This is a genomic window from Citrobacter sp. Cpo032, from assembly GCF_030332975.1.
In the GTDB taxonomy this organism is placed as follows: Bacteria; Pseudomonadota; Gammaproteobacteria; order Enterobacterales; family Enterobacteriaceae; genus Citrobacter; species Citrobacter portucalensis.
Map to the genome: position 1 here is coordinate 26129 of NZ_JAOWGU010000034.1, position 14265 is coordinate 40393.

The window sequence follows — 14265 nt, forward strand, 5'->3', positions numbered from 1 at the left end:
ATGCACGCTTATCTTCACTGTCTTTCCCACTCGCCGCTGGTGGGCTATGTCGACCCGGCACAGGCTGTGCTCGACGAGGTTAACGGCGTGATCGCCAGCGCTCGGGCACGTATTGCGGCGTTCGAACCTGAACTGGTCGTGCTGTTTGCCCCCGATCACTACAACGGATTTTTCTACGACGTGATGCCGCCGTTCTGTTTAGGCGTTGGAGCTACGGCGATCGGCGATTTTGGTAGCGCGGCGGGGGAACTGCCGGTGCCGACAGATCTGGCTGAAGCCTGCGCCCACGCGGTAATGAAAAGCGGTATCGATCTCGCCGTGTCCTACAACATGCAGGTCGATCATGGCTTCGCGCAGCCGCTGGAGTTTTTGCTCGGCGGCCTGGATAAGGTGCCGGTGCTGCCAGTGTTTATTAACGGCGTCGCCACGCCGCTGCCGGGCTTTCAGCGTACCCGCATGCTCGGTGAAGCGATTGGCCGTTTCGCCAGCTCGCTGAATAAGCGCGTGCTGTTTTTAGGCTCCGGTGGTCTGTCGCATCAGCCGCCGGTACCGGAGCTGGCGAAGGCTGATGCCCATATGCGTGACCGCCTGCTCGGCAGCGGCAAACAGTTACCTGAAAACGAGCGCGAGCTGCGCCAGCAGCGGGTGATCACCGCCGCCGAGAAGTTTGTGGTCGATCAAAACACGCTACACCCGCTTAACCCTGTCTGGGATAACCGTTTTATGACCCTGCTTGAGCAGGGGCGTTTGCAGGAGCTGGACGCGCTCAGTAACGAAGAGCTGTCCGCAATGGCGGGCAAATCAACGCACGAAGTGAAAACCTGGGTTGCTGCCTTTGCCGCTATTTCTGCTTTTGGCAACTGGCGCAGCGAAGGCCGTTATTACCGCCCGATCCCGGAGTGGATCGCCGGATTCGGCTCCCTGAGCGCCACTACGCAGAACTAAAACAGAACTGAATATGCAGGAGAACATCATGACTTACCAACCGCAAACCGAAGCCGCTACCAGTCGTTTTCTGGAGGTGCAGGAAGCAGGCGAAACCCTACGCGTGCATTTCAATGACTGTGGGCAGGGCGATGAGACCGTCGTGCTGCTGCACGGATCCGGTCCAGGTGCAACGGGCTGGGCAAACTTCAGCCGTAATATCGATCCGTTGGTACAGGCCGGATACCGGGTGATCCTGCTGGATTGTCCTGGCTGGGGCAAAAGCGATGGGATCGTTAACCGCGGTTCGCGATCCGATCTCAATGCCCGCATCCTGAAAAGCGTGGTCGATCAATTGGATATTCAAACAGTCCACCTGTTGGGTAACTCGATGGGCGGTCACAGTGCTGTGGCGTTTACCCTGAGCTGGCCGGAGCGCGTGGGTAAACTGGTATTAATGGGCGGCGGAACGGGCGGCATGAGCCTGTTTACCCCGATGCCGACCGAAGGTATCAAGCGCCTGAATCAGCTGTATCGTGAGCCGACCATCGAGAACCTGAAGCTGATGATGGAGATCTTTGTCTTCGACACCAGCGACCTGACCGAGGCGTTGTTTGAGGCGCGCCTGAATAACATGCTGTCGCGCCGCGATCACCTGGAAAACTTTGTCCAGAGTCTGGAGGCCAACCCGAAACAGTTCCCGGATTTCAGCCCGCGTCTGGGTGAAATCAAAGCCCAGACCCTGATTGTCTGGGGACGCAATGACCGCTTTGTGCCGATGGATGCCGGTCTGCGCCTGCTTTCCGGGATTGCCGGTTCTGAACTGCACATCTACCGCGACTGCGGGCACTGGGCGCAGTGGGAACATGCGGATGCCTTTAACCAACTGGTGCTGAATTTCCTCACACGCCCTTAAGGAACGGACATGACGAATCGTAATCTTGAGCAGCTAGCCGCCGATTTACGTCAGGCTGAAGAAAAAGGGGAAGCTATCGCCCCGCTGCGTGAATTGATTGGTGTGGATAACGCCGAAGCGGCCTACGCCATTCAGCGCATCAACGTGCAGTACGACGTGGCGCGCGGCCGTCGCGTGGTCGGGCGCAAAGTGGGGCTGACGCACCCGAAAGTGCAGCAACAGCTGGGTGTCGATCAGCCGGATTTCGGCACGCTGTTTGCTGATATGTGTTATGGCGATAACGAAACCATCCCGTTTTCCCGTGTGTTGCAACCGCGTATTGAAGCCGAAATTGCGCTGGTGCTGAACCGCGATCTGCCCAATACCGACACCACTTTTGACGAGCTTTACAACGCCATAGAGTGGGTACTTCCCGCGCTGGAAGTGGTCGGCAGCCGTATCCGCGACTGGTCGATCAAATTTGTTGATACCGTGGCGGATAACGCCTCCTGTGGCGTGTATGTGCTCGGCGGTCCGGCACAGCGTCCGGCAGGATTAGATCTGAAAAACTGCGCGATGAAAATGACGCGCAACAACGAAGAGGTCTCCAGCGGGCGCGGCAGCGAATGCCTGGGACATCCGATCAACGCCGCCGTCTGGCTGGCGCGCAAAATGGCCAGCCTCGGCGAGCCGCTGCGTGCCGGAGACATTATTCTCACCGGAGCGTTAGGTCCGATGGTGGCGGTGAATGCGGGCGATCGTTTCGAAGCCCATATCGACGGTATTGGTTCAGTCGCCGCCACCTTTTCAGCGGCGGTTACAAAAGGAAGTCAGTCATGAGTAAGCGTAAAGTCGCCATTATCGGCTCCGGCAACATCGGTACCGATTTGATGATAAAAATTCTGCGTCACGGCGTGCATCTGGAAATGGCAGTGATGGTCGGTATCGATCCAGAATCTGATGGCCTGGCGCGTGCTCGACGCATGGGCGTTGCCACCACCCATGAAGGGGTGACAGGGCTTATCGCCATGCCGGAATTCGCCGATATCGACATCGTGTTTGACGCCACCAGCGCAGGCGCGCATGTGAAGAACGACGCCGCGCTACGTGCCGTTAAACCTGGCATCCGCCTGATCGACCTGACACCCGCGGCAATCGGTCCTTACTGCGTGCCGGTGGTGAATCTGGCAGCCAACGTTGATCAGCAGAACGTCAATATGGTGACCTGCGGCGGACAGGCGACCATCCCAATGGTGGCGGCAGTTTCTCGCGTGGCAAAAGTCCATTACGCCGAGATTATCGCCTCGATCGCCAGTAAATCGGCGGGGCCGGGTACCCGTGCCAATATCGACGAGTTTACCGAAACTACCTCGAAGGCGATTGAAGTGGTCGGCGGCGCGGCAAAAGGCAAAGCCATTATTGTCCTTAACCCGGCCGAGCCGCCGCTGATGATGCGTGACACGGTGTATGTGCTGAGCGAAGCGGCCTCTGAGGTTGAAGTTGAAGCGTCGATTAATGAGATGGCGGCGGCGGTGCAGGCCTACGTGCCGGGCTATCGCCTGAAACAGCGTGTCCAGTTTGAAGTCATCCCGGAAGATAAACCGGTGAATCTGCCGGGTATCGGCCAGTTCTCTGGGCTGAAAACCGCGGTGTATCTGGAAGTGGAAGGCGCGGCGCACTATTTACCAGCCTACGCGGGCAACCTCGACATTATGACCTCCAGCGCGCTGGCGACCGCTGAGAAGATGGCGCAGTCCCTCGCTCGTCAGGCAGGAGAAGCAGCATGAACGGTAAAAAACTCTATATCTCTGACGTGACCCTGCGCGACGGTATGCACGCTATTCGTCATCAATATTCGCTGGAGAATGTGCGCCAGATAGCCAAAGCGCTGGACGACGCACGGGTTGATTCTATTGAAGTGGCCCACGGCGACGGTTTACAAGGTTCCAGCTTCAACTACGGCTTTGGTGCGCACAGCGACCTGGAGTGGATTGAAGCGGCGGCGGACGTGGTGAAGCATGCCAAAATTGCCACGCTGTTGCTGCCGGGTATCGGCACTATTCATGACCTGAAAAATGCATATCAGGCCGGCGCACGGGTAGTGCGCGTGGCGACCCACTGCACTGAAGCGGATGTGTCGGCCCAGCATATTCAGTATGCGCGTGAGCTTGGCATGGATACCGTCGGTTTTCTGATGATGAGCCATATGACCACACCGGAGAACCTGGCACAGCAGGCGAAGCTGATGGAAAACTACGGCGCGACCTGTATTTATGTGGTCGATTCCGGCGGCGCAATGAACATGAGCGATATTCGCGCCCGCTTCCGCGCACTGAAAGCGGTGCTGAAGCCGGAAACAGAAACCGGAATGCATGCGCATCACAACCTGAGTCTTGGGGTGGCGAACTCGATTGCCGCAGTAGAAGAGGGGGGTGACCGTGTCGACGCCAGCCTGGCAGGGATGGGCGCAGGCGCGGGCAACGCGCCATTGGAGGTATTTATCGCCGCTGCGGATAAGCTTGGTTGGCAGCACGGAACCGATCTCTACGCACTGATGGACGCCGCCGACGATTTAGTGCGTCCACTACAAGACCGCCCGGTGCGGGTGGATCGTGAAACGCTGGCGCTGGGCTATGCCGGGGTGTACTCCAGTTTTCTGCGTCATTGCGAAGTGGCGGCAGCACGTTATGACCTGAGCGCAGTAGATATTCTGGTGGAACTGGGCAAACGTCGGATGGTGGGCGGCCAGGAAGATATGATCGTCGACGTAGCGCTGGACCTGCGCAACCGCAAATAAAAAATGATTACGCGGCTGGCAACGTATCAGCCGCGATTCACCTGCATCGTGACCTCAGAGGGACATCTTATGACGACCCGTACCCCCGCATCTTACCGCCTGACGTTGACCGTTGGGCTTTGCTTTTTAGTTGCCCTGATGGAAGGGCTGGATTTACAGGCCGCCGGTATCGCTGCCGTCGGTATCGCCCACGCGTTTGCGCTGGATAAAATGCAGATGGGCTGGATCTTCAGTGCGGGCATTCTCGGGCTGCTGCCCGGCGCGCTGGTGGGCGGCATGCTGGCCGACCGCTATGGCCGCAAGCGTATTCTCATTGCCTCTGTGGCGCTGTTCGGCCTGTTCTCGCTGGCGACGGCGATTTCCTGGGATTTCTCATCGCTGGTGTTTGCCCGTCTGATGACCGGCGTCGGGCTGGGCGCGGCGTTGCCGAATCTGATCGCGCTGACTTCCGAGGCGGCGGGCCCGCGTTTTCGCGGTACGGCGGTGAGCCTGATGTACTGCGGTGTGCCGATTGGCGCGGCGCTGGCGGCAGCGCTCGGGTTTAGCGGCCTGGCCTCCGCCTGGCAAACGGTGTTCTGGGTAGGCGGGGTGATCCCGCTGCTGCTGGTGCCGCTGTTGATGCGCTGGCTGCCGGAATCTCAGGTTTATACCCAACAAACGCAGGTGGCCGCCGCACCGTTGCGCGCCCTGTTTGCGCCAGCGACGGCGAGTGCCACGCTGCTGCTGTGGTTGTGCTATTTCTTCACCCTGCTGGTGGTGTATATGCTGATCAACTGGCTGCCGATGCTGCTGGTGGAGCAGGGCTTTCGGCCATCGCAGGCGGCAGGCGTAATGTTTGCTCTGCAAATTGGCGCGGCCAGCGGCACGTTAATTCTCGGGGCGTTAATGGATAAACTGCGCCCGGTGGTGATGTCGCTGCTGATCTACACCGGGATGTTGGCTTCACTGCTGGCGCTGGGTACGGTGTCGTCATTGAGCGGCATGCTAATGGCGGGATTTGTGGCGGGGATGTTCGCCACCGGCGGGCAAAGTGTGTTGTATGCGCTGGCGCCGCTGTTTTACAGCACGCAGATCCGCGCCACAGGCGTGGGAACCGCCGTCGCAGTCGGGCGTCTGGGGGCGATGAGCGGTCCGCTGCTGGCAGGGAAAATGTTAGCGCTCGGTACCGGAACGGTAGGGGTGATGGCGGCTTCTGCGCCGGGCATTTTGCTAGCAGGCCTGGCGGTATTTATTCTGATGAGCCGCAAATCGCAGATGCCGATCCCGGCCAGCGGTGCTTAAGCATTCATCCGGTTGTGGGAGTGGGGAGATTTGATTCCCACTTCCGGGTTAACGCCGTCAGTCAACTGTGTTGCCAAAGTTTAGATAAAACATGGCAACGGAGGCGTTATGAGCTGGCGGCCCTTTTTGTATCTGATTATTAATCCCCACCCGCTATTAAGCGCCCGGCGCGGGCATCTGCGTCTGGTGCAGGGTTGACTTTGCATTCTGTTAACAAACGCGGTATAACAAACCTTCTTTGGATGTTTAGATGTCCATACGTTTAGAAGGTTATATGCAAGCAACACAACAAAATGCGCCACTGAAGCGCACAATGAAAACGCGTCACCTGATTATGCTTTCCTTGGGCGGCGTGATTGGCACAGGATTATTCTTCAATACCGGGTACATCATTTCCACCACTGGAGCGGCGGGAACGCTGCTGGCCTATCTGATTGGCGCGCTGGTGGTCTGGCTGGTTATGCAGTGTCTGGGCGAGCTGTCGGTCGCGATGCCGGAGACCGGAGCGTTTCACGTTTATGCCGCGCGCTATCTTGGTCCGGCTACCGGGTATACCGTGGCCTGGCTCTACTGGCTGACCTGGACCGTGGCGCTGGGTTCGAGCTTTACCGCCGCTGGATTCTGTATGCAGTACTGGTTTCCACAGGTGCCGGTATGGGTCTGGTGTGTGGTGTTTTGCGCGATTATTTTTGGTCTGAATGTTATCTCCACGCGCTTTTTTGCCGAAGGGGAGTTCTGGTTCTCGCTGGTCAAAGTGGTCACTATCATCGCCTTTATCATCCTCGGTGGGGCGGCGATTTTCGGCTTTATTCCGATGCAGGATGGCTCGCCCGCGCCGGGGCTGAGTAATATCACGGCAGAAGGCTGGTTCCCGCACGGTGGCTTACCGATTCTGATGACTATGGTGGCAGTGAACTTTGCTTTTTCAGGTACCGAGCTTATCGGCATTGCCGCCGGTGAAACGGAAAACCCGCGCAAAGTTATCCCGGTAGCGATTCGTACTACCATCGCGCGATTGATTATTTTCTTTATCGGCACCGTGTTTGTGCTGGCAGCGCTGATCCCGATGCAGCAGGCGGGCGTGGAGAAAAGCCCGTTTGTGCTGGTATTTGAGAAAGTAGGGATCCCGTACGCCGCTGATATTTTTAACTTCGTGATCCTGACGGCTATTCTTTCTGCTGCGAACTCCGGTTTGTATGCTTCCGGGCGCATGCTGTGGTCGCTGTCGAATGAACGTACGCTACCGGCCTGTTTTGCGCGAGTAACGAAAAACGGCGTGCCACTGACGGCGCTGTCGGTCAGTATGCTCGGTGGTGTGCTGGCGCTGTTTTCCAGCGTGGTGGCCCCGGACACGGTATTTGTTGCGCTGTCGGCAATCTCCGGATTTGCGGTGGTGGCGGTGTGGCTGAGCATCTGCGCCTCGCATTTTGTTTTTCGCCGCCGTCATCTGCAACAAGGTAAGGCATTGAGTGAATTACATTATCGCGCGCCGTGGTATCCGCTGGTGCCGGTATTAGGTTTTGTGCTGTGCCTGGTGGCCTGTGTTGGGCTGGCATTCGATCCAGCGCAGAGAATTGCGTTGTGGTGCGGGTTACCGTTTGTTGCGTTGTGCTATGGTGCTTATTTCCTTACTCAACCCCGAAACGCAAAACAGGAGCCAGAACATGTCGCAGAATAATCCGTTACGCGCTCTCCTTGATAAACAGGATATCCTGCTGCTGGATGGCGCGATGGCGACGGAGCTGGAAGCGCGAGGGTGTAACTTAGCCGACAGCCTGTGGTCAGCCAAAGTGCTGGTAGAAAACCCGGAGCTTATCCGCGAAGTGCATCTTGATTACTACCGGGCGGGGGCGCAATGCGCGATCACTGCCAGCTATCAGGCGACGCCGGCGGGCTTCGCCGCGCGAGGTCTGGATGAAGCGCAGTCGAAAGCGCTGATTGGCAAAAGCGTGGAGCTGGCGCGTAAAGCCCGTGAAGCGTATCTGGCAGAGAACCCGCAAGCGGGAACGCTTCTGGTGGCGGGATCCGTCGGGCCTTACGGCGCGTATCTGGCGGATGGCTCTGAATACCGTGGCGATTATCATTGTAGCGTTGAGGCATTTCAGGCGTTTCATCGCCCGCGCGTGGAAGCCTTGCTGGATGCCGGGGCCGATCTGCTGGCCTGCGAAACCCTGCCGAATTTTGCCGAGATTGAGGCGTTGGCCGAGCTGTTGACCGCATATCCGCGTGCGCGGGCGTGGTTCTCATTTACCCTGCGCGACAGCGAGCACCTGAGTGACGGCACGCCGCTGCGTGATGTGGTTGCGTTGCTGGCGGGTTATCCGCAGGTGGTGGCGCTAGGCATTAACTGTATTGCGCTGGAAAACACCAGCGCTGCGTTGCAGCATTTACACGGCTTAACGGCGCTGCCGCTTGTGGTGTATCCGAACTCGGGCGAGCATTACGATGCCGTGAGCAAAACCTGGCATCATCACGGTGAACATTGCGCGCAGCTGGCGGATTATCTGCCGCAGTGGCAGGCCGCTGGCGCACGGTTAATTGGCGGGTGCTGTCGCACCACGCCTGCGGATATCGCCGCGTTAAAAGCGCGAAGCTGAGGGTTTATCGGGTCTACATCGTTCATTGTAGGCCTGATAAGCGCAGCGCATCAGGCATTGCCGGATGGCGGCGCAAGCGCCTTATCCGGCCTACATCGTTCATTGTAGGCCTGATAAGCGCAGCGCATCAGGCATTGCCGGATGGCGGCACAAGCGCCTTATCCGGCCTACAAAACCACAAAACGTTATGCCGCATCCGCCAGAACAAACATGCCGTACGGATGGATTTCAAGATAATACTGCTCGCCGACGTCCGGTTGCAGACGCGTAGCGTTGACCTGCAATAATATCTCCTGCCCGTGCCATTCCACCGTCACTTCATACTGCGGCCCCATATAGGCGACATGGCGGATCACGCAGCGCTGGCTCTCTTGGCCGCGATCGCTGAGCGTGATCGCTTCCGGGCGCACACCGACCATCCCTTCACCCTGTGTACCAAAGTGCAGCGGGCGCGGCAGATGATAGCCGTAGATATCAACGTATCCGTCGCTGAAGGTTGCCGGGAACAGGTTGGCATCGCCCATAAAGCTCGCCATAAAGCGGGAGGCGGGCTGGCGGTAAAGTTCCTGCGGTGAGCCGATCTGCATGATGTGTCCCTTGTTCATCACCAGCACAGTATCAGAAACCGCAAAGGCTTCGCTCTGATCGTGGGTGACGTACAGCGAGGTGATATCAAACTGCTTTTGCAACTCGCGGATCTTGTCGCGCATGCTGCGACGCAGGTTGGCGTCGAGGTTACTCAACGGCTCATCAAACAGCAGCACCTTCGGTTTGAGGATCAACGCGCGGGCCAGCGCCACGCGCTGCTGCTGCCCGCCGGAGATCTGATCGACAAAGCGGTCTTCGAATCCTTCCAGATCCACCATCGCCAACGCCTCTTTGACGCGGGCTTTCAGCTCTGCGCGCGGTACGCCGAGCATTTTCAGGCCATAACCGACATTCTCTCCCAGCGACATATGCGGGAACAGGGCATAGGACTGAAACACCATACAGATATCGCGCTGCTGAATAGAGCGATGGGTGACGTCTTCGCCATCAATGAAAATTTGCCCTTCGCTCGGTTTTTCCAGCCCGGCAACCAGGCGCAAAATAGTGGTTTTGCCGCAGCCGGACGGGCCGAGCAGCGTCACCATTTGCCCCTGCGGGATGGTGAGGTTGATATTGTCGATTACCGTATTACTGCCAAATCGTTTAGTGACGTTGCGCAGTTCAACGAAATTTTTCTGAGTCATAGTGCGCTCCATTACGCCTGGTTTTTGGCTTTTGAACGGGAGGTACGTGATTCACCGATCAGCCAGTCAAAGATGAAAATAATCGCCAGCATCACCACGATCAGAATGGAACCGTAGGCAATCGCTACACCGTATTCGCCATCTTCCACGCGGTTGAGGATGTAAGCCGTCGCTACGCGGGTATCCGGCGTGACGAGGAACACAATGGCGCTGACGGTGGTAATGGCGCGCACAAAGCTGTAAATCAGCGCCGAGAGGATCGCCGGGCGCAGCAGCGGCAGCAGGATGTGCGTAATGGTACGCAGGGAACCGGCGCGCAGGCTGAGTGAGGCTTCATCGAGCGATTTATCGATTTGGCCTAAGCCCGCGATGCCTGCGCGGATACCGACCGGGACGTTACGCATCACCATTGAGATAATGACAATCGCCGCCGTACCAGTGAGGTACACCGGGGCGCTGTTAAAGGCCAGAATGTACGACACGCCCGCGACGGTGCCCGGAACGGCAAAGCACAGCATGGTGGTGAACTCGATGGTCTTCTTGCCTTTAAACTGCTGGCGCACCACGATCCACGCGATCAGCAGGCCGAAGATCGCGGTGATCGGCGCGGCAATCCCGGCGTAGAGCAGGGTGTCGAGCAGTGAAGGCCACGCGCCATCGCTCATCCCCTGACCGAACAGTTTGGTAAAGTTCGCCAGCGTCAGGGTGTAGTCCACGCCCCAGTTGACGGTGAAGCTACCGTAGAAAATGCTGCCGTAGAGCAGGGCGTTAAAGGCAATCCACACTGCCAGCAGCGCGACCACACTCCATACCAGCGTTACCGGCAGCGGCTGTACGTCGCCCCGGTAGGATTTGCCGGAAACGGTGACGTATGAGCGTTTACCAATCCACATATACTGCACGCAAAACACCAGCAGCGAGAACAGCAGCAGGAAGGCACCCAGCGTACTGGCGGCCTGGTAGTCAAGCTGCGAACCGGTGATGTAGAAGTAGATTTGCGTTGCCAGCACGTCGAAGTTACCGCCGAGCACCAGCGGGTTACTAAAGTCGGCCAGCGACTGCACGACCACAATCAAAAAGGCGTTAGCCAGTGCTGGTTTCAGCAGCGGGACAAACACGCCGTTAAAGGTCTGCCAGCGGCTGGCACGCAGGGTGTATGACGCTTCTTCCAGCGACGGATGAATGGTTTTGATTGCTCCGTCGAGGATCATAAACGCCATCGGCGTAAAGGCCAGAACCTGCGCCAGCCAGATGCCGGTAAAGCCATACAGCCAGTTGGTGTTGGTTAAACCAAACCATTCGACCATAAACTCGGTGATGTAACCGGAGCGTCCCATCATCAGCGTGACGCCTAAACCGACGACAAACGGCGGAGTGACGATCGGCAAAATCGAGAAGATACGTCCGATTATGGCGCTGCGTCTGGCGATACGGGTGGTGTAGATAGCCAGTACCAGACCAAAGAAGGTACAGCCGACGCCGACGGCAATCGACAGCATAATCGAGTTGAGGATCACCTGAATGATATGCGCCTGCGACAGCACATTCATAAACGCCAGCGGGGCAAATTCCCCGGCGTCGTTGGTGAACATCGGAATGAAAATGGCGATGCTCGGCCAGACGATAAAAATACCGATCAGCGCGACAATCGCGGTAAGTGAGCCGATGACGAAACGGTCACCGCCCAGCCATTCGAGGCGGGTGAGTGCCAGGGTCATGATTGCGCCAAGCGCGACAAACAGCACGATGGTGGCATAGCCTAAGCCGCGACCCTCAAGGGTGGCGCTGGCGACAATAAAGGCCATACAGAAAAATGCCCAACCCGCGTCAAGATAATGGCGGCTGCGCTGTTCGCGCCTGGCTTCATGGAATGGGCGCACCAGCAGCAGGCTTGGCAGCAGATACCACAGCCAACTGATATTGAACTGCGACCAGCCGTAGGCGGCGAGTATTTCTTCCCGCGTTGACTCCAGCAGACCGTAGTCCAGGCTCCAGCTCGGCAGCAGGGCAAACGCCAGCCAGCCGAGCAAAACCCAAAGAAATATCGCATCCCGTTTTTTCACGGGATGGAGTGCAAGTGTGTGTGACATAGCGTTTCCGGTAATGTAGGCCGGGTAAGGCGTTTACGCCGTACCCGGCAAATGAACGCAACGTGGGCTTATTTACCCATCTTAACTTCGCTAACCCACTTATTGATCAACGCCTTACGTACGTCAGTCGAGCCGTACTTATCCATGTCGTAATTGATAAGCTTCAGGTCGTCGAGCTTCAGCGAGTTAGGAGAGGTCTCGGCAGTGGTGTTGGTCAGGATCTGATAGGATTTGCCTTTCTTCCACGCCAGCTCCTGCGCGTCCTTCGACAGCACCCAGTCAACGAACAGTTTGGCGTTGTCGACGTTGCGCGCGCCTTTCAGGATGCTGACGCCGCCGATTTCATACCCGGTGCCTTCGCAGGGGGAAATCAGCTCCAGCGGTGCGCCCTGTTCTTTTTCCAGCGAGTAGTCGTGCAGGAAGCCAATGCCGATAGCCGTTTCGCCGCGAGCGGCGTTACGCGCCGGGGCAATGCCGGATTTGGTGTATTGAGAGACGTTGGCATTGAGCTGTTTCAGGTAATCAAAGGCCTGATCTTCACCCCACAGTTGAGCAAAGGTCGCCAGCGCGGTGTAGGCGGTACCGGAGCTTTGCGGGTCAGCAATCTGGATTTCGCCTTTGTATTCCGGTTTGGTCAGATCCTTCCAGCATTTTGGCACCGGCAGGTTTTTCTCTTTCAGGCGCTGGGTGTTGACGCCAAAGCCCAGAATACCGACGTAAACCGCCGAAGAGAGGTTACCTTTGACCTTCGCGGGATCGCGGAATTTCTCCATGATCTGTTCGAGGTTTGGTGATTTATACGGCTGCAGCAGACCCATTTCACCGGCCTGGGATTGCGGATCCAGCGTACCGCCGTACCACACATCCGCCTGCGGGTTTTTCTTCTCGGCATCCACTTTCGCCAGCGTACTGCCCGAGCCGTTGCGAATGAATGAGGTTTTCACATCATATTTTTCACCGAAGGCTTTGGTTTCGGTTTCGCACATCTCGTTGGTGGCGCTGCAATACACCACCAGACGGCCCTGCGCCTGGGCTGCGTTGCTGAAGGCCGCCAGCGTCAGAGCGGAAGCAATCAGGGTAGAGGTAAGCGTCAGTTTCATTGTTTTATCCTTTGACTGAGAGAAGGGGTAATGCCCGCAATGAGCAACGGCATCAGCAATAAACCCATAAAGACAGCGGCAACCGAGAGCAAACTGAACATTCCCGACCAGCCGTAATGTTCTATGACCAACGACAGCGGCCAACCCGCCAGCGCGGCCCCCAGATAGGCGAACAGCCCGAGAAAACCGGTAATTGAACCTGCCGCCGCTTTGTGTCCGCATTCAACGGCTGCGAGGCCAATTAGCATTTGTGGGCCAAACACAAAAAAGCCCACGGTAAAGAAACACACTGCCAGTAGCGCGTAGTGGTGCACTGGTGCCAGCCACAGTGCGGCGACGGAAACCATCAGCCCCAGCGTGAACAGCAAAATCATCGGCGCACGCTGACCGCTGAACAGCAGATCCGATCCCCATCCGGCAAACAGCGCCCCCAGCAAGCCGCCAACTTCAAACAGCATCACCGTGGCATTGGCGCTGAGCAGATTCACGCCGTGGCTTTCCGTCAGCCAGATGTTGCCCCAGTCGTTGAGCGCAATGCGGATCAAGTAGACCAATACATACGACACGCCGAGCAGCCAGATCATCGGGTTTTTCAGCATGGTGGTACGTAACATTTGCCACAGCCCCATCGGCGGGCTTTGCTGTTCCTGACGTAGCTCCAGCGGGTCATGCCGCCATTCCCCTACCGTGGGTAACCCTTCTTCCTGGGGCGTACCTTTCAATTGAAGGGTGAGCCAGATTCCCAGTGCCATACTGATTATCCCCGGTGCCAGCATGGCCGCCTGCCAGCCCCACCAGTGGGCGGCAAAAGCGCTAATCAGCGGGATAATGGCGCCACCGATGTTGATCGACATATTCCAGCAGCCCCACCAGAAGCCACGTTCGTTGCGCGAGTACCAGTGGGTCAGTAGTCGGGCACAGGGTGGCCAGCCCCAGCCCTGAAAAAATCCGTTCAGCGTCCAGACCACCAGCAGCAGCGTCAGCGATTCACCAAAGGCAAACAGCACGTTTAAAACGCCGGTGGCAAACAGACCAATCCCCATAAACGCGCGCTGTCCGTGGCTGTCGTGCCACAGCCCGGCGGTGAATTTCGACAGACCATAGGTCAGATAAAACAGTGACCCAAGCAGGCCGATATCGCCTTTATCCAGACCCAGATCCGTTTGCAGCGCCGGGAGGACATAGTTAACGCTTTTGCGCGTCAGATAAAACGCGGCGTAACCAATTACCATACACATCAGCAGCCTGGGGCGTAGCGCCCGGTATTGTTGGTCTGTTTCGCTGGCTGAGCGTGTATGCATGGCAGTCTCCGTTTGTGCTGACTATAGGAAAGTGAAAGCAAAAGGGGA

General features: G+C 57.5%; 12 protein-coding genes. 8 read left to right on the forward strand and 4 right to left on the reverse strand.

Features of this window, described 5'->3' with window-relative positions:
• The 8 genes from mhpB (at position 1) to mmuM (ending at position 8494) form a co-directional block, all read left to right on the forward strand.
• On the forward strand, positions 1-945 hold the full coding sequence (gene mhpB / locus OGY33_RS02170) for a 2,3-dihydroxyphenylpropionate/2,3-dihydroxicinnamic acid 1,2-dioxygenase (RefSeq protein WP_048214823.1): 945 nt from the start codon (positions 1-3) through the stop codon (positions 943-945).
• 28 nt (positions 946-973) lie between these two features.
• Entirely contained in the window at positions 974-1840 is an 867-nt protein-coding gene (gene mhpC / locus OGY33_RS02175) for a 2-hydroxy-6-oxonona-2,4-dienedioate hydrolase (RefSeq protein ID WP_048214822.1), read from the forward strand.
• Between the two features lie 9 nt (positions 1841-1849).
• Complete coding sequence (mhpD, locus tag OGY33_RS02180; RefSeq protein ID WP_057067126.1) at positions 1850-2659, forward strand: 2-keto-4-pentenoate hydratase; 810 nt, start codon at positions 1850-1852, stop codon at positions 2657-2659.
• Positions 2656-3606 (forward strand): acetaldehyde dehydrogenase, encoded by a 951-nt coding sequence (mhpF, locus tag OGY33_RS02185; RefSeq protein WP_003830924.1) that lies wholly within the window; start codon positions 2656-2658, stop codon positions 3604-3606. The genes mhpD and mhpF overlap by 4 nt, the downstream gene beginning before the upstream one ends.
• Positions 3603-4616 (forward strand): 4-hydroxy-2-oxovalerate aldolase, encoded by a 1014-nt coding sequence (gene mhpE, locus OGY33_RS02190; RefSeq protein ID WP_149607792.1) that lies wholly within the window; start codon positions 3603-3605, stop codon positions 4614-4616. The genes mhpF and mhpE overlap by 4 nt, the downstream gene beginning before the upstream one ends.
• A 69-nt stretch (positions 4617-4685) precedes the next feature.
• Positions 4686-5897: a 3-(3-hydroxy-phenyl)propionate transporter MhpT gene (mhpT, locus tag OGY33_RS02195; RefSeq protein WP_020996588.1), complete on the forward strand. Its 1212-nt coding sequence runs from the start codon at positions 4686-4688 to the stop codon at positions 5895-5897.
• Between the two features lie 274 nt (positions 5898-6171).
• Positions 6172-7575, forward strand: coding sequence for an S-methylmethionine permease (gene mmuP, locus OGY33_RS02200; protein WP_050195127.1), 1404 nt, complete (start codon positions 6172-6174; stop codon positions 7573-7575).
• On the forward strand, positions 7562-8494 hold the full coding sequence (mmuM, locus tag OGY33_RS02205; protein ID WP_191238821.1) for a homocysteine S-methyltransferase: 933 nt from the start codon (positions 7562-7564) through the stop codon (positions 8492-8494). Before mmuP ends, mmuM begins: the two co-directional genes overlap by 14 nt.
• A 185-nt stretch (positions 8495-8679) precedes the next feature.
• Here the strand turns inward: mmuM and fbpC are convergent, their stop codons facing one another.
• The 4 genes from fbpC to uhpC form a co-directional block, all read right to left on the reverse strand.
• Complete coding sequence (gene fbpC / locus OGY33_RS02210; protein WP_191238820.1) at positions 8680-9726, reverse strand: ferric ABC transporter ATP-binding protein; 1047 nt, start codon at positions 9724-9726, stop codon at positions 8680-8682.
• An 11-nt stretch (positions 9727-9737) separates the two neighbouring features.
• On the reverse strand, positions 9738-11816 hold the full coding sequence (locus OGY33_RS02215; RefSeq protein ID WP_008783887.1) for an ABC transporter permease: 2079 nt from the start codon (positions 11814-11816) through the stop codon (positions 9738-9740).
• 68 nt (positions 11817-11884) lie between these two features.
• Positions 11885-12916 carry an ABC transporter substrate-binding protein gene (locus OGY33_RS02220; protein ID WP_003830932.1) on the reverse strand — a complete coding sequence of 344 codons (1032 nt, stop codon included), beginning with the start codon at positions 12914-12916 and terminating at the stop codon, positions 11885-11887.
• Positions 12913-14217 (reverse strand): MFS transporter family glucose-6-phosphate receptor UhpC, encoded by a 1305-nt coding sequence (gene uhpC, locus OGY33_RS02225; protein WP_003830933.1) that lies wholly within the window; start codon positions 14215-14217, stop codon positions 12913-12915. The genes OGY33_RS02220 and uhpC overlap by 4 nt, the downstream gene beginning before the upstream one ends.
• Positions 14218-14265: the final 48 nt, after the last annotated feature.